Source organism: Micromonospora sp. NPDC047670, from assembly GCF_043204915.1.
In the GTDB taxonomy this organism is placed as follows: Bacteria; Actinomycetota; Actinomycetes; order Mycobacteriales; family Micromonosporaceae; genus Micromonospora.
Map to the genome: position 1 here is coordinate 414,380 of NZ_JBIDDA010000002.1, position 17,104 is coordinate 431,483.

Genomic DNA, 17,104 nt, shown 5'->3' on the forward strand with positions numbered 1-17,104 from the left:
CGTCTCGCCCGCGACGCCCGCGCGCCTGGGCGGGACGCGCGGGCGGGTCGGTGTCGGCCGCGGGCGGGCCGGCGTTCAGCGGCCCAGCAGCGCGTGTGCCTCGCGAATCTTCACCCACGACCTCGGCTCGGCGGGCGGCGCTGCCGGCGGCTCGGCCCGGCGGGCGGCACTGGCCAGGTCCGGGCGGCCGGGTGTGAGCAGCCAGGTCGTGAAGAGGTCGTCCAGGTCCAGCCCGGAGATCCGTTCGGCGAGGTCCTGGAACTGGGCGATCGTGGCGTTGCCGTGCCGGTGCGCGGCCGTCCAGGCCGGCAGGATCCGGAAGAACGCGTCGTCGCCCACCGCCAGGCGGAGCTGGTGCAGGGCCATGGCGCCCCGGTCGTAGACCGCGTCGTCGAAGATCCGGCCCGGGCCCGGCTCGCCCGGCGGCACCTGCCAGAACTCGTCGTCGGCCGGGTAGCTGGCGTACGTGAAGTCGAACAGCTCCTGCGCGGTGCCCTCGCCCTGCTCCTCCGACCAGAGCCACTCCGCGTAGGACGCGAAGCCCTCGTTGAGCCAGATGTCGCTCCAGTCGGCCACGGAGACCGAGTCGCCGAACCACTGGTGGGCGTTCTCGTGCACTACCACGTAGGTGTTGGCGCCCCGCCGCCAGAAGCCCGGCCCGTACACCGAGCGGGTCTGCGTCTCCAGCGCGAAGCCGATGCCGTCGACCGGCCCGGCCACGCCGCCCTGTGCCTCGAAGGGGTACGGCCCGAAGAGCCCGCTGCCCCACTCGACGATTTCGGCGGTGCGCTCGATGCTGGCCCGCGCGGCCGGCCCGAGCTCGCCGAGGGTGGTGCTGTAGGCGTTGACCACGGGCTGGCCGTTGGGCGCGGTGTCGGTGACGAGGTCATACTGGCCGATGGCGAGGAAGGCCAGGTAGGTGGCGGTCGGTGAGGTGGTCCGCCAGCTCCACCGGATGCGGTTGCCGGCCTCGGGCAGCGGCGCGCGCGGCTGGACGCCGTTGCTGACCACCTCGACGCCGGTGGGCACCGACACGGAGATGTCGTAGGTGGCCTTGTCCAGCGGGTGGTCGTTGCTCGGGAACCACCACCAGGCCGACTCCGGCTCGTTGACCGCCATCGCGCCGTCGGCGGTGCGGGTCCAGCCGGTGTAGCCGCCGACCAGGGTCTCCGACGGCACGCCCGAGTAGCGCACGACCACGGTGAGCTGCTGGCCGGCGGTGATCGGGCGGCGCGGGGCGACCGCGAGCTCGTGCGCGCCCTCGCGGGTGGTCGCGGCCTGCCAGCCGTTGACCCGCACCGACTCGACATCGAGCAGGAAGTCCAGGTTGAACCGGGACAGGTCCCGGGTGGCCCGGGCCAGGATGGTGGTGGTGCCGGTGAGCCGGTCGGTGTCCGGGTCGTAGCGCAGCCGGACGTCGTAGTGGGCGACGTCGTAGCCGCCGTTGCCGTAGTCGGGGAAGTAGCTGTCGCCGAGTCCGGGGCCGCCGGGTTGCGGTGCGGCGGCGGGAACGACGGGCCGCCCCCAGCCCGGTGGGGCGGCGTGGCCGGGGGCGCCGGCGACCAGGCCGCCGGCGGTGGTGACGGTCAGGGCGGCGATGGCCGCCGTGAGAACGCGTCGCACGGGGTGGACTCCCTCCGTCGGGGTGTACGCACCGGCCAACCTAATCGACGTTTGTGAACCCGTTGACCCCCGTCGGCGATCGCCGGCCATTCCATTGATCCGAATGTTTCGATAGCATTACCGCCTGGTAACTAGCCCCGTCCCTGGCCACGCGCGCGGTCACCGGGCCCCACCACCTCGTCCCGTGGAGGTCCCTCATGCCCCACCGCCCGCTGGCGCGTGCCCTCGCCGCGCTGGTCGCCCTGCTCACCGCCGCCCTCGGCGTGGTGCTCGCCCCCGGCGCCGCGCAGGCCGCTGCCACCGTCAACTACGTCGCCCTCGGCGACTCCTACTCCTCCGGCGTCGGCGCCGGCCCGTACGACCTGTCCACCTGCCTGCGCAGCCAGAAGTCGTACGCCCCGCTCTGGGCCGCCGCCAACGCGGTCACCAGCTTCAAGTTCCCCGCCTGCGGCGGCGCGGTCACCGCCGACGTCATCAACGAGCAGGTCGCCGCCCTGAGCACCAGCACCACCCTGGTCACCATCACCATCGGCGGCAACGACGCCGGCTTCGCCGACGTGATCACGAGCTGCCGCTTCGGCAGCACCTCGGCCTGCACCAACGCCGTGAACGAGGCCAAGGCGTTCGCCACCACGACGCTGCCCGGCCGGCTGGACGCCACCTACGCCGCCATCCGCGACCGGGCCCCCGACGCCCGGCTGATCGTGCTCGGCTACCCGCGGCTGTTCGAGACCAACTACTGCGGGCTGCTCGCCATGAGCACCTACAAGCGGACGATCCTCAACGAGGCCGCCGACGTGCTCGCCACGGTCATCGCCGGCCGGGCCGCCGCGGCCGGCGCCACCTTCGCCGACACCCGGCCGTACTTCGCCGGGCACGGGGTCTGCGCCGCCGACCCCTGGATCCGCGACGTCAGCGGCGTCATCGAGGCGTACCACCCGGACGCCGACGGCTACCGCCTCGGCTACCTGCCCGCCCTGAACGCGGTCACCGGCTGAGCATGGCAGCCCACGGCGGGCGGGTGGTCCGAACCGGACCGTCCGCCCGCCGGCGTCCGGGCCCGACGCGCCCGCCTCGCCACTGTCCGGGTGTCCTCGGTGTCCGTTAGGGTCCATGAGGACCAGGCGGGCGACGGCGACGGGAGCAGAGGGTGGGCAGGCTCGCGTCGGCGTACGGGCAGGCGGTCGCGGCGCACCGGGCGGCCCGCTCCCACCTGGACGCCGCCCGCCGGGCGCTCGCCGGGCACGCCGCTCCGGCCGCCCCGCTCGGCGCGGGCGAGGTGGTCGCCCGGCTCGCGGCGCTCGGCGGCGCGCTCGCCACCCCGACCCCCGGGGCGACCCCGGTCGCCGTCGCGCCCGTTCCGGTGCGCGTCGGCGAGGCGTCCACCCCCGACGGCGCCTTTCCCGTCCTCGTGCCGCTGGGCGGCGGCCACCACCTCGCGGTCGACGCGGACGCCCGCGACCCCCGGGTGGCCGGCCTGCTGCGGGCGCTCGTGCTGCGGCTGCTCGCCACCGCGCCGCCCGGCGGGGTCCGGGTCGCCGGGCTCGACACCGCCGCGCTGGGCGCCACCTTCGGGCCGCTGCGCCCGCTGGTCGACGCCGGCGTGCTCGACCCGCCGGCCACCGGCGAGGCCGAGGTGGCCGCCCTGCTCGACGCCGCTGAGCGGCACGCCCGCACCGCCCGGCACGCCGACCGCCCCGACCAGGAGCTGCTGCTGGTCGTCGCCGCGTCGGCGCCGCCGCCCCGCGAGGCGGCCCGGCTCGCCGCGCTCACCCACGCCGGCCCGGCCGCCGCCGTCTGCGTCCTGCTCGCCGGCCGTCCCGCCGCGGCGTCGGCGGACCCGCCGCCGCAGCTCGGCGCCACCACCACGATCCGGCTGACCGAGCGGTACGCCCACGTCGGCGACCCGCCCGCCGCCCCGTTCAGCGCCGACGGCACCGGCCTGGCGGCCCCCGTGCTGCTCGACGGCGACCCGCCGGCCGCGTCGGTGGCGGCCCTCGCCGCCCACCTCGGCGCGGCCGCCCGGCGGGGCGACGCGGTGGGCTTCGCCGAGCTGCTGCCCGAGCGGCGCTGGGCGGAGTCGGCGGGCAACGGGCTGCGCACCGTGGTCGGCCGCGCCGGTCGGGACCGGATCACCGTCGCCTTCGACGACGCCACCCCGCACTGGCTCGTCGGCGGGCGCACCGGCGCCGGCAAGACGGTCTTCCTGCTCGACGTCCTCTACGGGCTGGCCGCCCGCTACTCGCCGGCCGAGCTCCAGCTCTACCTGCTCGACTTCAAGGAGGGGGTGAGCTTCACCGAGTTCGTCCCCACCCCCCGCGACCCGTCCTGGCTGCCGCACGCCCGCGCCGTCGGCATCGAGTCCGACCGGGAGTACGGCGTCGCCGTGCTGCGCGAGCTGCGCCGCGAGCTGTCCCGGCGGGCCACCACGCTCAAGCGGCACGGCGTCACCAAGCTCGCCGACCTGCCCCGCGACACCCCGGTGCCCCGGGTCGTGGCGGTGATCGACGAGTTCCACGTGCTGCTCGCCGGCAACGACGCGTTGGCCCGCGAGTCCGTCGACCTGCTGGAGGAGCTGGCCCGCAAGGGCCGCTCGTACGGCGTACACCTCGTCCTGGCCAGCCAGAGCATGACCGGCGTGGAGGCGCTCTACGGCCGGGCCGAGGCGATCTTCGGTCAGTTCGCGCTCCGGGTGGCGCTGCCCGGCGGGGGCGGGGTGCTGGACGCGCTGAACGAGGCCGCCCACACTCTGCCGGTCGGCTCAGCCGTGCTCAACACCGCCGCCGGCGCGGTCGGCGCCGACACGGTCGTCCGCTTCCCCGACGCGCACGCCGCCGCCCGGGAGTTGGCCGCGCTGCGCCACGAGCTGTGGCAGGCGCGGCCGGCGGGCACGCGCCCCCCGTCGGTGTTCAAGGGCTACGCGACCGCGCGCGTCGAGGACGACCCCACGTTCGCCGGGTTGCGCCCGGGCGGGCGCCGCCCGCTCGCCCTGGTCGGGCGGACGGTCGACGTGGACGGCACCTCCGCGCTGTTCATGATGGACGCCACCCCGGGCCGGCACCTCGCCGTGGTGGGCACCTCGGCCACCGGCGCCGAGGTGCTGCGGGCGGCCACCCTCAGCCTCGCCCGCCAGCACACGCCGGGCGACGCCCGCTTCCTGCTCGCCCCGCTGGTCGCCGCCGCCGAGCCCGCCGCCGACGACACCGTCGCCACGCTGACCGCCGCCGGCCACCCGGTGGACCGCCTCGACGCCGCCGGCCTGCGCCGGCACGTCGCCACCCTCGCCGCCGGGCTGTCGCCCCCCTCCGGCCCCGCCGGCTCGGCCCGGTCGTCGGGAGGTGGCGTGCCGGGCGCCGGGCGTAGCTACCTCGTCGTTTTCGGGATGGACGCCGCCAGCGCGGCGCTCGCCACCGCCGACCCGGAGACGTTCCGCTCCGGCCACGACGACCTGGGGGTGCTGCTGCGCCAGGGCCCCGCGCACGGCGTGCACCTGCTCGGCTGGTGGCGCGGGCTGCGCCGGCTCGCCGACGACCTCGGCGGCGCGCACAACCGCGACGACGTCGCCTGCCTGGTCGCGCTGAACGTGCCCGGCGCCGAGCTGGGGCTGCACCTCGGGGTGCACGACCTCGCGTACGCGCCCCGGCCCGACCGGGCGCTGCTGGTCGACCGGCACGACCAACGCACCCGGCTGATCGTCCCGTTCGCCCGCGACGGGCACGGCCCCGACGGGGAGGACTGAGGCGGTGTCCGACTTCTCCGAGTACGCGGCGCTGGCCCGCCAGCTCGCCGAGCGGCGGCGTGCCGGCGAGCGCGGCGCCGCCGAAGAGGCCGAGCGCCGGCGCGACCTGCACGCCGCCGTGGACTACCTCCAGCACCGCTTGACCGCCCAGGGGCAGCGCCTCGACCAGCTCGGACAGGCCATCGGCATCCCCGCCGCCGGGGCGCCCACCCCCGCACCGGGCAACCCGCCCGCCGCACCCCCCGGGCCCGTCGCCGCGCCGCCCGCCGGGCCGCCCGCCCCGGTCGGCGGCGCGGGACCGGGGGCGGGGGAGTCCGCCGGCGCAGCCGGCGCGCCGGGGCGGCCGGGGGTCGAGGCGTACCCCCAGGTCGGAGTGGGCGAGACGAGGCTGGCGCTGCCGACGGGCGCTGCGCCGGCGGCGGGCGGGGTGCCGGGACCGCGCCCGGCGGAGGCCGACCCGACCACCGAGCTGGAGTTGGCCCGGCGCTACGCCGACGAGTCCGACCGGCACGGCCAGCAGGCGGAGGTGCTGGCGCGACAGCCCGCGCTGCTGCCGACCTGGTCGCCGGTGGCCCGGGCGCTCGCCGTCTACGCCGCCTGCGCCGCCGCGGCGGCGGTGTTGATGGTGGTCATGGTGCTCGCCTCCGGCGTCGGCCTGGTGGACGGCTTCACGCTGGCCGCGTGGATCTGCGCCGGCCTGCCCGCGCTGTCGTTCTTCGCCGGCTACCTGGTGCTCGGCCGGTGGGGGCGGCCGGCCGTCGTCGCCGGCACCCCACCCCGGTACGTGCACCTGGGCTTCCTGATCTGCTTCGTCGCCGTGCCGGTCGCCTACGTGGCCTACCTGCTGCTGTTCCGCCTCCTGCGCTGACTGCGCGAGGCAGGATCGGTTCAGCAGTGGACCGTCCCGTCGCTCTTTCTAATGTGGACCGGCACCCAGTCCGTGAAGCGCCTGTGCAGGTCCGTTGCCCGTTCGCCGCGGTTCTGCTGGGCGAGCTGCTCGGCGGCTTCCTCGCGCAGCGTCACGAGGTGGACCAGGAGCCCGGGCATGTCACCCCGGTACTTCGCGAGGAGATGCAGCTTCGCCGGGGAACAGGGCCAGGCGATCCCGCAGGCCCGGCAGCGCCACGTCGGGCGGGACGGTACGTGGTCGCGGAGAGTCGTCCTCACCGGCTGGCCCTCGCGTTTCGCCTGGCCGGAGTGCGGCGCTCGGCCAACGGCGTCTGAGTGGGACGCATCCCGTCGGGTCGCACGTACAACTCGCGGCGGTCGATTGCCTCGCCGCGCGCGTCGAGCTGGTACGCCTCGATCCACGTCCAGCCGTGGTAGGTGACCAGGTCGGTCCGCTCGCGGATCACCCGCACCGTGATCGGCGTGGCGAACTGCGGCGACGCCTCGCGCGTCAGCAGGTAGACGCCAGGGTTGACCCGGGGCGTCCCGTCCTCGCGGGTGCTGGGCGTCGCGGCGGTGGGACGTGTCACCCAGCGCGACGTCGGTACAGCATTCGCGGGCCTCGGCACGGGCACGGTCGGCCTCCTTCCGTCGACTCATCGGTGTAAAGCAAGTGGCGACCGCCTGGCTGTCTGCTGGTCTTTGGCTGCCCGCCGAAACCATCGCCCAGTGGAGGTAGACGACTACACCGCGTAGATATAAGTTCCATAGACGTTGAGGACGTCTTGTGGGAGGCGGGCATGAACCAGGCTTTGAGGGTGGCCATGGCCGATGCCGGCGAGACCGCCGAGAGCCTTGCCGAGCAGGTCGGCGTGGATCCAAAGACGGTTGCGCGCTGGGTCACGCGGGGACGAGTGCCTCACCCACGTCACCGCGCGGCTGCTGCTTCTGCTCTCGGGCGTGAGGTCGGGGACCTTTGGCCGGACGTTTTGAAGCGCCGTGAGCCGGCGTGGCTGCGGCCATGGGTGGAGACGGAGCTTCAGGCGACAGCGCTGCGGTCTTTTCAGATCGCGGTCATCCCGGGCCTGTTGCAGACACCCGAGTACGCGTCAGCGGTTCTCAACAGCGGGCTACTCGGGCCGGACGAGGTGACCGACTACGTCGAGACCCGACTGCGCCGGCAGAAGGCAGTCCTCGACCGGCGCAAGCCGCCGCTCTTCATCGCCGTTGTCGACGAGTTCGCCCTTCGCCGAGGAGCGCCGGAGATCATGCATCCCCAGCTGGACCACCTCGTCGACATGGCTCAGCGGCCCAACATCCTCCTGCACGTGCTGCCACTGGACGCCGGCCTGCACGCAGGGCAGGCGGGACCGTTCGTCATCGCCACCACAGACGATGGCGATGTCGCCTACCTCGATGATCAGGCGGCGGGAAGGCTGACCAACGACACCGGCGAGCTTTGGTCCATCTGGGATACGCTGCGTTCGTTAGCACTTCCGCGTCGCCAGACCATCGACTTTCTTGAGGCACGATCATGGCTGACCTGACCGGCGCCGTCTGGCGCAAGAGCACCCGTAGCAGTTCCAACGGTGGTGACTGTGTCGAGGTGGCCGACAACCTGCCCGGCGTCGTCGGCGTACGGGATTCGAAGGACCCGGCCGGCCCCGCGCTGCTCTTCACCCCGACCGCCTGGCGGGCCTTCGTCGCCGAAATCAGCGACCGCACCTGACGACCCGCTCACCGACCGCACCTGACAACCCGGCTGCCGACCGCTCCTGAGCGCCCGCTCGCCGCTCCACTGCCCGCCCCGTCGGGCGGCGATCAGGTGTGCTCAACGATCACGACGGGGATCTCCCGGTCGGTCTCCTGCTGGTAGCGGGCGTAGGTCGGGAAGACCTTCGTCATCACCTGCCACAGCCGGGGTCGCTCCTCGACGGTTGCCGTCCGCGCCGTGGCCCGGAACCTCTCGGCCCCGACCTGCACCTCCACCTGCGGGTCGGCGCACAGGTTGAGATACCAGGCCGGGTGCCGCGCCGCGCCGCCGTTGGATGCCACCAGCAGGTAGCGGTCGCCGTCGCGGCCGTAGATGAGCGCGGTCCGCCGCAGCGTGCCCGTCCGGCGCCCCCGGGTGGTGATCAGCAGGGCGTCGTAGCCGTGGTACTTCCCGCCGTCGGCGCCGTCGGTGGCCAGGTAACGCCTCACGTGGCTGGCCACCCAGCCGACCGGACTGTCCTCGATGGTCTCCGCCATCGGAGCAGCGTAGCCGCCTCAGCGGTAGTCGTCGGTGTGCCGGACGGCGCCGAAGCGGGGGAAGATCCGCTCGACGGTGAACTCGTGCTCGTCGGCGGCGAAGGCGGACATCGCGTCGGCCACGAACTCCAGCTCGTAGCCGTGGTCGCTGGCCGCGCGGGCCGTCGACTCCACGCCCATCGTGGTCACCAGCCCGGCCAGGACCAGGGTGTCCACCCCGCGCCGGCGCAGCTGCTCGTGCAGGTCGGTGTCGTGGAACGCGCCGACGGTGTGCTTGACGACCACGATGTCGCCCGGCTCGACCAGCCCCTCGGCGAAGTCGCTGCCCGGGGGCTGCTCGGCCACCCCGGGCCGGTCGACGCGGACCTGGGCCACCGGCCGGCCCTGGGCACGGAACACGGCGGCGAGCCGGCGGCAGCGTTCGAGGACCTCCTCGCCGCGGTGCGGAGCCAGCTCCATGGCAATGATGCGGGGCATCAGGTCGATGAGTACGAGGGCCGTCGTCATGCGGATGATCATAAAGGACCGGCGGTGCGGATCAGGGGTCGGTGAGCAGCAGCCAGTCGTCGTCGAGCCGCGCGACGGCCGTGCCCTCGGGCCAGACGTGCGGGCCGGCCGCCGCCGCCCGCGCCTGGTCGACCAGGGGCGGACGGGCGAACGTGGCGCCGTCGAAGGTCACCGCGTCGTGAAAGCGGGCCCGGCCGAAGTTCGCCGGTCCCTCGAAGCGGGCCCGCTCGAACCACGTCTCCCCGCCGAACTCGGTCCACCGGAACAGGGCCAGGTCGGCGAAGCGGGCCTGCCGGAACCCGGCGTAGCCGCCGAACCTGGCGTGGTCCATCGAGAGCCCGCTGAGGAAGACGGCCTCGCGGAACGTCGCGCTGTCGGTGAAGCGGGTCCCGTCGAAGCTCGCCGTCCGCCGGGCCGTGGCGCCCCGGAAGGATGCCCGCGCGACGGTGGCGCGCCGGCACGACAGACCGCCGCCGATCTCGGCGCGGTCGAAGCTGAGGCGGCCGCCGATCCGGGCGCCGTCGAGGACGATCTCGGCCTCGCCCCGCAGGTCGTCGCAGACCAGGTCCGTGAAGGCCGCGCCGAGGGACAGCCGGCCGCGCACGGTCGCGCCGGCGAGGCTGGTGGTGCCGGCGCAGACCGCGCCGCTGAGGTCCGCGTCGACCAGCGTGCAGCCGGCGGCGTCGAAGCCGTCGAGCCGCGCGCCGGTCAGGTCCAGCGTGACCCCGGGCCAGAAGGCGTCGTCGTCCGCGCGCAGGTGCCGGGTGAGCACCCGCTGCGCGGTGCGGCGCACCTCCGCCTCGCCCGCGTCGTCGTCGGGCGCGGGGATCCGCAGGTACGCGCAGAGCACCGCCACGATCGTCGGCCGCTGCGCGGGATTGTCCTGCCCGAGCCGCTCCAGGGCGTGCAGGCCGCCCAGGCGCACCGCCGCGTTGTCGTTGCCGAGCAGCTCGACCGCGCGGGTGTAGAGCTCGGTGAGCCGGCGCTCGGCGGCGTCGTGTTCGGCGGCCTCGGCCTGCCGGTCCTGGTGCCGCTGCCCGGCCTCGGCGACCGCCTCCGCGTGGGCCTGCACCCGGTCCCGGTGCGCCTGGTCCTGCGCGGCGACGGCCTCCTGGTGCCGTTGGGCGCGCTCGCTGACCCACTGTCGACGGGCGGCGAGCAGCAGCGCCAGCCCGCCGCCGGTGCCGGCCACCACGGTGAGCCCGGTGCGGATGGCGTCGATGCGCAGCGTGGCACGGGTGTCCGGCTGGGCGGCCCGGTCGGCCTCGCCGAGCAGCCAGTCCAGGACCAGCCAGCCCAGCAGCGCGGCGGCCAGCAACCCGACGAGCACGAGCCACCACGGCATCACCCGCAACGGCTTCTCGGGGGGCGGTGTCTGGCGCACGGGCACCAGCATGCCACCGGCGTCGGGCCGCGCGCCGTCCCTGTTGGACCGACGCCCGGCCCGCGACGCCGGTGGCCGGGCGACGGCCGCGCCGGCGTCGACCGGGCGCGACACGGTGGTCCGGCAGGCGCTGCACGACGCCGATCCGCCCGAACCGCCTCGCGCTGTAGCGGGCCGCCGCGGGGCGGGCGGTGCGCGCCGTCCGCCCCCGCGCCGCGTCAGGCGGCCCCGGCGAGGGCCTCGTACTCGTCGTCGGTGAGCCGCACCTCGGCGGCGGCCACGTTCTCCTCCAGGTGCGCGACCGACGACGTGCCCGGGATGGGGAGCATGACCGGCGACCGGCGCAGCAGCCACGCGAGGGCGAGCTGCGCGGGCGTCGCGCCGTGCTCCGTGCTGATCGCGTCCAGCGGGCCGCCGGGCCGGGCCAGGTTGCCGGTGGCGATCGGGAACCACGGAATGAACGCGAGGTCGTTGCGCTCGCAGTGGTCGAGGACGGCCTCCGCGCTGCGGTCCGCCAGGTTGTACAGGTTCTGCACCGACACGATCGGGGTGATCTTCCGGGCCGCCTCGATCTCCTCGACGGTCACCTCGGACAGGCCGATGTGCCGGATCTTCCCCTCCTGCTTGAGCAGCGCCAGCTCGCCGAGCTGGTCGGCCAGCGGCACCTGCGGATCGATCCGGTGCAGCTGGTAGAGCGGGATGCAGTCCAGGCCGAGGTGCCGCAGGCTCAGCTCGCACTGCTGGCGCAGGTATTCCGGGCGACCGACCGGCCGCCAGTCGCCGGGACCCGACCGGGTGAGGCCGGCCTTGGTCGCGATGACCAGGTCGTCGGCGTACGGGTGCAGTGCCTCCCGGATCAGCAGCTCGCTGACGAAGGGCCCGTACGAGTCCGCGGTGTCGATGAACGTCACGCCCAGCTCGTACGCCCGACGCAGCACCCGGACCGCCTCGGCCGGATCCTTCGGGTCGCCCCACACCCCGGGGCCGGTGATCTGCATCGCCCCGTAGCCGAGGCGGTCGACCTGGAGGTCACCGCCGATCCGGTACGTCCCCGAGTCCTTCGCGGGCTGCTTGCCGGCATCGCTCGCCATGTGTGGATTCCCCATCCTGTCGATCGTCTTCAGCGGCCACCGTAGCCACCACCGCGTCGGCTTTCCCGCCGATCGCCACCCCGGACCACCGCCCGGGGGTGGATCGAGACGGGGATCACCGCCGGCAGACCGGCACGTGGCCGAGGCGGGCGTCCCCGCCCGGCGCCGACGCGTGCGTGGTCGAGGTGGGCGTCTCCGCCCGGCGCCGACGCGTGGGGACGGACCCCACGGTCGGGCGGGGCCGGGCGCGAGCCCGGGCGAAACGGCGCAGCCGGGCGGCAACCGGGCGCGGGCGCGGACCGAGTTGACCGGAGCGCCCGTGCCGGCCGCCGGCACGTGCGACGCTGGGCCCGTGCCGGTCGGCGTCGACCACGGGTCGCCGCGCGGCGCGACGCGGGAGGGAGCGCCCATGACGGGAGTGCCGCAGGTCGACTTCGCGCTCGACACGTACGAGTGCATCGTGCTGTATCCCGGCGCGGCCGGGCGGGCGCTGCCGGCGGAGACGGTGCAGCGGTTGCAGGCCGAGCACCTCGCCCACATGCAGGCCCTGCAACGGCGCGGGATCATCCTGGTCGCCGGCTCGGTGGACGGCCCGGCCCGCGAGCCGGACCCGCCGATCGGCTTCGGGCTGGCCCGGACCGGGTCCGTGGACGACGTGCGCAGCGTGATGGAGGCCGACCCGGCGGTGCAGGCCGGGCTCTACCGGGTGGACGTGATGACGTTCCTCTGCCCGGCGGGCTCGCTGGAGTTCCCGCTGGTCAAGGCGCAGAGCTAGGCCCCGCCGGCCGGGCGCGGAGCCAGGTCCCGCCGGCCGGGGCCCGCGCCAGGACCACCGGCCGGGCGTGGAGCCGGGTCGCGCTGACCGGGCCGCACCGGGAGTGGGCGGAGCGGACCTGCCCCGCGCTCGCCCCGCACGCGCTGCCCGGCGGCTATCCCAACCTGCTCGCCCCGACCGAGACCGACCGGGTCCGGCTCGCGTACGGCGACAACTGGGACCGGCTGCGCCGGGCTAAGCGCCGCTACGACCCGCGTGGCGTCTTCTCGGCCGTGCCCACGCTGCCGCCGCCGCCCGGGGCAAGGTGAGGCGGCGGGGAGCACCCGGGTGCCCGGTCGCGCCGGGGGCGTACGATTCCGGCGCGCGGTCGCCGATGCCCGCCGCCTCAACGTTCCGGCGTGGGTTCCGCCCGCCGGCTGCGCGCACGACGCGCGTCGTTGGACAATGTTCCGCAGCCCGCAAGGGGTCGGCCCGCATTCCGACCCGGAGGAGAGACTAGCCTGATGGGCGTGACACGCCGCGCGAAGATCGTCTGCACTCTTGGTCCTGCCACCTCGTCTCCGGAGCGGATCCGGGGGCTCGTCGAGGCCGGCATGAACGTGGCCAGACTCAACTTCAGCCACGGCAGCCACGAAGACCACGAAGCGGTCTACCGGCTGGTCCGCGAGGCTGCCGAGGCGGCCGGCCGCCCGGTGGCCGTGCTCGCCGACCTGCAGGGCCCGAAGATCCGGCTGGGCCGGTTCGCCGACGGCCCGCACGAGTGGCGCACCGGCGACTCGGTCGTCATCACCGGCGACGACGTCCTCGGCACCAAGGACCGGGTCTCCTGCACCTACCGCAAGCTGCCGCAGGAGGTGAAGCCCGGTGACCGGCTGCTGATCGACGACGGCCGGGTCGCCGTCGAGGTCACCGACGTCACGGGCAACGACATCCGCTGCCTGGTCACCGAGGGCGGCCCCGTCTCCAACAACAAGGGCGTCTCGTTGCCCAACGTGGCGGTCAGCGTGCCCGCGCTGTCCGAGAAGGACGCCGAGGACCTGCGCTTCGCCCTCGGCCTCGGCGTCGACCTGATCGCGCTCTCCTTCGTCCGATCCGCCGACGACATCAAGCTGGTGCACGGCATCATGGCCGAGGTCGGGGTGCACCGCCCCGTGCTGGCCAAGGTGGAGAAGCCCGAGGCCGTCGACTGCCTGGAGCAGATCGTGCTGGCCTTCGACGGCGTCATGGTCGCCCGCGGCGACCTCGGCGTGGAACTGCCGCTGGACCAGGTCCCGCTGGTGCAGAAGCGCGCCGTGCAGCTCTGCCGGGAGAACGCCAAGCCGGTCATCGTGGCCACCCAGATGCTCGACTCGATGATCGAGAACTCGCGCCCGACCCGCGCCGAGGCGTCCGACGTCGCCAACGCCGTGCTCGACGGCGCGGACGCGGTCATGCTCTCCGGCGAGACCAGCGTCGGCAAGTACCCGGTGCTCACCGTCAGCACCATGGCGAAGATCGTCACCACCACCGAGTCCGGCTCGATCGGGGTGCCGCGGCTGCAGCACGACCCGCGTACGCACGGCGGCGCGCTGACCGTCGGCGCCTCCTCGATCGCCCGGGCCATCGGCGCGAAGGCCCTGGTGGCGTTCTCGCAGACCGGCGACACCGTGCGGCGGCTCTCCCGGCTGCACTGCGACCTGCCGCTGCTCGCCTTCACCCCGGTGCCCGAGGTGCGCAACCAGCTCGCCCTCTCCTGGGGCGTGGAGACCTTCCTGATGCCGTTCGTCGAGCACACCGACGACATGTTCCGCCAGGTCGACCAGGCGCTGCTCGGGCTCAACCGGGCCAACCCGGGCGACTACGTGGTGATCGTCGCCGGCAGCCCGCCCGGCACCCCCGGCTCGACCAACACCCTGCGCGTACACCAGCTCGGGTCGCTGGTCGACGCCGCGTCCGCGCGGGCGCTGCAGTGAGTGGTCCGGAGGCCGCGGTCGGCCAGGCCGCCGTCGACCAACTGCTGGAGGTGCTCGACCTGGAGCACACCGGCGAGATGACCTTCCGGGGGATGAGCCCGCCGGTCGGCCCCCAGCGGGTGTACGGCGGCCAGGTCGCCGGCCAGGCCCTGGTGGCCGCCGGCCGGACCGTCGACCCGGCGCGCTTCGTGCACTCCCTGCACGGCTACTTCGTGCGCGCCGGGGACCCGAGCGAGCCGATCGCGTACGAGGTGGAGAACATCCGCGACGGCCGCTCGTTCTCGGTGCGTCGCTCCGTGGCGCTCCAGCACGGCAAGCCGATCTTCTTCATGTCGGCGTCGTTCCACCACCCCGAGGAGGGCCTGGACCACCACGCCCCCACCCCGCCCGACGTGCCGGGGCCGGACGAGGTCCCGACGATGACCGACCGGCTCTCCCGCTACCCGGAGCGGCTCGGCATCTGGGCCCAGATCCCGCGCCCGATCGACGTGCGCTACGTCGGCGAGCCCGGCTGGGTACGCCCCGGCGACCGCCCCGCCGACCCGCACCAGCGGGTCTGGATGCGCATCGACGGCAAGCTGCCCGACGACCCGCTGCTGCACGCCTGCGCGCTCACCTACGCCTCCGACCTGACGCTGCTCGACTCGGTGCTGTCGGTGCACGGCGAGGTCTGGGGCCCGGGCGGCGTGGTGGGGGCGAGCCTCGACCACGCGCTCTGGTTCCACCGGCCGTTCCGTGCCGACGAGTGGTTCCTCTACGACTGCTGGAGCCCGTCCGCCTCGGGCGCGCGAGGGCTCGCCACGGGTCGCCTCTTCACCACCGACGGCCGGCACATCGCCACCGCCGTGCAGGAGGGGCTGCTGCGCCGCGTCGGCGAGTGAGCGGGGCCCGCACCGGGGACGACACGCCGGCGGGGCGGGACCGGCACATCGCCGTCGGCCGATCGGCCGAGGGGTGATCGGCCGGGCGGGGTGACCTGGGGACTAACCTTGCGGCATGCGTCTCTCCGCCCGGGTCGACTACGCCCTCCGAGCGGTCGCCGAGCTGGCCTCGGTGCCCGGCGGTGCCGGGGCCGGGCGAGGTCGGCCGGTGACCGCCGAGCAGATCGCCCGCGCCCAGGAGATCCCGCCGAAGTTCCTGGAGAGCATCCTGCTGCAACTGCGCCGGGGCGGCATCGTGCACGCCCAGCGCGGCCCGGAGGGCGGCTACTGGCTGGCGCGGCCGGGCGACGAGATCTCGCTGGCCGAGGTGATCCGGGTGATCGACGGCCCGCTCGCCCACGTACGCGGGCAGCGGCCGGAGGACCTCGGCTACCACGGCGCCGCCCGCGCCCTGCAGGAGGTCTGGATCGCACTACGGGCCAGCGAACGCCAGATCCTGGAGCTGGTCACCGTCGCCGACGTGGCCGCCGGCACCCTGCCCGAACGGGTCACCGAGCTGGCCGCCGACCCGCGCGCCTGGACCTGACCCCGGCGGAACCGCCCCGGCCCGGGGCTGCGCGTGGTGGCGCTCGCGCCGACCCCCGCCGTGAGGTCGCGGGTCGCGCGGCTCGCGCCGGCCCCGGCGTGAGGGTGCGGCTCGTGCCGGTCCCGGCGTAAGGGTGCGGCTCGCGTCGGCCCGGCGTGAGGGTGCGGGTCGTGCGGCTCGTGCCGGCCCCGGCGTTGCCGATGCCCCGGAGCGACGTCACTGTCGTCTCACTGACCGGTCGGAGGCTTGACCCCGGCCTGCGGGTGCCGCATTGTCGACCAAGTCGATAGGAGATGCCGAAAAGTCAGGGGGCGCTCGTGCGCAAGCTGCTGGTCCTCGCGCTGGTCGGGCTCGCCGCGCAACTCGTCGACGGCGCGCTCGGCATGGCGTACGGGCTCACCTCCTCGACCCTGCTGCTGCTCGTGGGCGTCGCCCCGGCCGCCGCCTCGGCGTCGGTGCACCTGGCGGAGATCGGCACCACGCTCGCCGCCGGTGTGGCCCACTGGCGGTTCGGCAACGTCGACTGGCGCGTGGTCGCGCGGATCGCCGTCCCCGGCGCGGTGGGCGCGTTCGCCGGCGCGACCTTCCTCAGTGCGGTCTCCACCGAAGCGGCCGCCCCCTGGATGGCCGCCGTCCTGTTCACGCTCGGCGGGTACCTGTTGGTGCGCTTCTCCCGGCCGCTGCGCACCGACCGGCGCGCCGGTCGACTGCGCGGGCGCTTCCTCGCCCCGCTCGGCCTGTTCGCCGGCTTCGTCGACGCCACGGGCGGCGGCGGGTGGGGGCCGGTCGCCACGCCGGCCCTGCTGGTCGGTGGCCGGATGGAGCCGCGCAAGGTGATCGGCTCGGTCGACACGGCCGAGTTCGTGGTCGCCGGCGCCGCCAGCATCGGCTTCCTCATCGGCCTCGGCTCGGAGGGCTTCCTGCTGCCCATGGTGGCCGCCCTGCTCGTCGGCGGCCTGATCGCCGCGCCGATCGCCGCCTGGCTGGTCCGGATCGTCCCCGCCCAACTGCTCGGCGCGGTGATCGGCGGCGTGATCGTGCTGACCAACGCCCGTACGCTGATGCTCTCGGCCGACCTCGGCGGCCCGGCCCGCCCGGCGGTCTACGCGCTGCTGGCCACCGCCTGGCTCGCCGCCCTGGCGCTGGCCGTCCGGGCGCTGCTGCGCACCCGCCGGCAGCGCGCCGTCGCCGCGGCGACCCTCGCCGCCCGCACCCCGGCGGGCACCTTGGCCCCGGCGGGCACCTTGGCCCCGGCGGGTACCGCCGCTTCCTCCGGCACCCGGCCGGCCTCGTCCGGCACCCGGCCGGCCTCGTCCGGCACCCGGCCGGCGTCGGTCGGCACCCGGCCGGCGTCGGTCGGCACCCGGCCGGCGTCGGTCGGCACGGGCTCGTCCTAGGGCGTGTCCTGCTGATCTCGTAGTGGTTGGC

At 75.0% G+C, this 17,104-nt stretch carries 18 protein-coding genes; 11 read left to right on the forward strand and 7 right to left on the reverse strand.

Going from position 1 to position 17,104, the window contains the following annotated elements; translation table 11 throughout:
• Positions 1 to 75: 75 nt before the first annotated feature.
• Complete coding sequence (locus ACGF7U_RS06510) at positions 76 to 1,623, reverse strand: M1 family metallopeptidase (RefSeq protein WP_393103605.1); 1,548 nt, start codon at positions 1,621 to 1,623, stop codon at positions 76 to 78.
• A 197-nt stretch (positions 1,624 to 1,820) separates the two neighbouring features.
• Between ACGF7U_RS06510 and ACGF7U_RS06515 the strand changes: the two genes are divergently transcribed.
• From ACGF7U_RS06515 to ACGF7U_RS06525, 3 genes are all read left to right on the forward strand, one after another.
• Positions 1,821 to 2,621 (forward strand): SGNH/GDSL hydrolase family protein, encoded by an 801-nt coding sequence (locus tag ACGF7U_RS06515; RefSeq protein ID WP_393103607.1) that lies wholly within the window; start codon positions 1,821 to 1,823, stop codon positions 2,619 to 2,621.
• 152 nt (positions 2,622 to 2,773) lie between these two features.
• Positions 2,774 to 5,362 (forward strand): FtsK/SpoIIIE domain-containing protein, encoded by a 2,589-nt coding sequence (locus ACGF7U_RS06520; protein WP_393103609.1) that lies wholly within the window; start codon positions 2,774 to 2,776, stop codon positions 5,360 to 5,362.
• A gap of 4 nt (positions 5,363 to 5,366) precedes the next feature.
• On the forward strand, positions 5,367 to 6,230 hold the full coding sequence (locus ACGF7U_RS06525) for a hypothetical protein (RefSeq protein ID WP_393103611.1): 864 nt from the start codon (positions 5,367 to 5,369) through the stop codon (positions 6,228 to 6,230).
• A 20-nt stretch (positions 6,231 to 6,250) separates the two neighbouring features.
• On the opposite strand, the gene ACGF7U_RS06530 is transcribed toward ACGF7U_RS06525, so the two are convergent.
• Both ACGF7U_RS06530 and ACGF7U_RS06535 read right to left on the reverse strand, forming a co-directional pair.
• A complete protein-coding gene (locus ACGF7U_RS06530) occupies positions 6,251 to 6,409 on the reverse strand; it encodes a hypothetical protein (protein WP_393103613.1) in 159 nt (52 codons plus the stop codon).
• A gap of 116 nt (positions 6,410 to 6,525) precedes the next feature.
• On the reverse strand, positions 6,526 to 6,840 hold the full coding sequence (locus ACGF7U_RS06535; protein ID WP_393103615.1) for a hypothetical protein: 315 nt from the start codon (positions 6,838 to 6,840) through the stop codon (positions 6,526 to 6,528).
• Between the two features lie 210 nt (positions 6,841 to 7,050).
• Between ACGF7U_RS06535 and ACGF7U_RS06540 the strand changes: the two genes are divergently transcribed.
• The gene (locus tag ACGF7U_RS06540) at positions 7,051 to 7,797 is read left to right on the forward strand and encodes a Scr1 family TA system antitoxin-like transcriptional regulator (RefSeq protein ID WP_393103617.1); all 747 of its coding nucleotides are present in this window, start codon (positions 7,051 to 7,053) and stop codon (positions 7,795 to 7,797) included.
• The gene (locus ACGF7U_RS06545) at positions 7,785 to 7,979 is read left to right on the forward strand and encodes a DUF397 domain-containing protein (protein WP_393103619.1); all 195 of its coding nucleotides are present in this window, start codon (positions 7,785 to 7,787) and stop codon (positions 7,977 to 7,979) included. Before ACGF7U_RS06540 ends, ACGF7U_RS06545 begins: the two co-directional genes overlap by 13 nt.
• Positions 7,980 to 8,071: 92 nt before the next feature.
• Here the strand turns inward: ACGF7U_RS06545 and ACGF7U_RS06550 are convergent, their stop codons facing one another.
• From ACGF7U_RS06550 to ACGF7U_RS06565, 4 genes are all read right to left on the reverse strand, one after another.
• Complete coding sequence (locus tag ACGF7U_RS06550; RefSeq protein WP_393103621.1) at positions 8,072 to 8,500, reverse strand: nitroreductase family deazaflavin-dependent oxidoreductase; 429 nt, start codon at positions 8,498 to 8,500, stop codon at positions 8,072 to 8,074.
• Positions 8,501 to 8,518: 18 nt separating this feature from the next.
• Entirely contained in the window at positions 8,519 to 9,007 is a 489-nt protein-coding gene (locus ACGF7U_RS06555) for an isochorismatase family protein (RefSeq protein ID WP_393103623.1), read from the reverse strand.
• 31 nt (positions 9,008 to 9,038) lie between these two features.
• A complete protein-coding gene (locus ACGF7U_RS06560; protein ID WP_393103625.1) occupies positions 9,039 to 10,391 on the reverse strand; it encodes a pentapeptide repeat-containing protein in 1,353 nt (450 codons plus the stop codon).
• 218 nt (positions 10,392 to 10,609) lie between these two features.
• The gene (locus ACGF7U_RS06565) at positions 10,610 to 11,482 is read right to left on the reverse strand and encodes an aldo/keto reductase (RefSeq protein ID WP_393103627.1); all 873 of its coding nucleotides are present in this window, start codon (positions 11,480 to 11,482) and stop codon (positions 10,610 to 10,612) included.
• A 409-nt stretch (positions 11,483 to 11,891) separates the two neighbouring features.
• Between ACGF7U_RS06565 and ACGF7U_RS06570 the strand changes: the two genes are divergently transcribed.
• From ACGF7U_RS06570 to ACGF7U_RS06595, 6 genes are all read left to right on the forward strand, one after another.
• Positions 11,892 to 12,257, forward strand: coding sequence for a YciI family protein (locus tag ACGF7U_RS06570; protein ID WP_393103629.1), 366 nt, complete (start codon positions 11,892 to 11,894; stop codon positions 12,255 to 12,257).
• A 164-nt stretch (positions 12,258 to 12,421) separates the two neighbouring features.
• Positions 12,422 to 12,565, forward strand: a complete 144-nt coding sequence (locus tag ACGF7U_RS06575; protein WP_393104149.1) for a BBE domain-containing protein — start codon at positions 12,422 to 12,424, stop codon at positions 12,563 to 12,565.
• Between the two features lie 195 nt (positions 12,566 to 12,760).
• On the forward strand, positions 12,761 to 14,209 hold the full coding sequence (pyk, locus tag ACGF7U_RS06580; RefSeq protein WP_393103631.1) for a pyruvate kinase: 1,449 nt from the start codon (positions 12,761 to 12,763) through the stop codon (positions 14,207 to 14,209).
• On the forward strand, positions 14,206 to 15,090 hold the full coding sequence (locus tag ACGF7U_RS06585; RefSeq protein WP_393103633.1) for an acyl-CoA thioesterase: 885 nt from the start codon (positions 14,206 to 14,208) through the stop codon (positions 15,088 to 15,090). The genes pyk and ACGF7U_RS06585 overlap by 4 nt, the downstream gene beginning before the upstream one ends.
• A 115-nt stretch (positions 15,091 to 15,205) precedes the next feature.
• Entirely contained in the window at positions 15,206 to 15,676 is a 471-nt protein-coding gene (locus tag ACGF7U_RS06590) for an RrF2 family transcriptional regulator (protein ID WP_393103635.1), read from the forward strand.
• Between the two features lie 317 nt (positions 15,677 to 15,993).
• The gene (locus ACGF7U_RS06595; protein WP_393104151.1) at positions 15,994 to 17,073 is read left to right on the forward strand and encodes a sulfite exporter TauE/SafE family protein; all 1,080 of its coding nucleotides are present in this window, start codon (positions 15,994 to 15,996) and stop codon (positions 17,071 to 17,073) included.
• Positions 17,074 to 17,104: the final 31 nt, after the last annotated feature.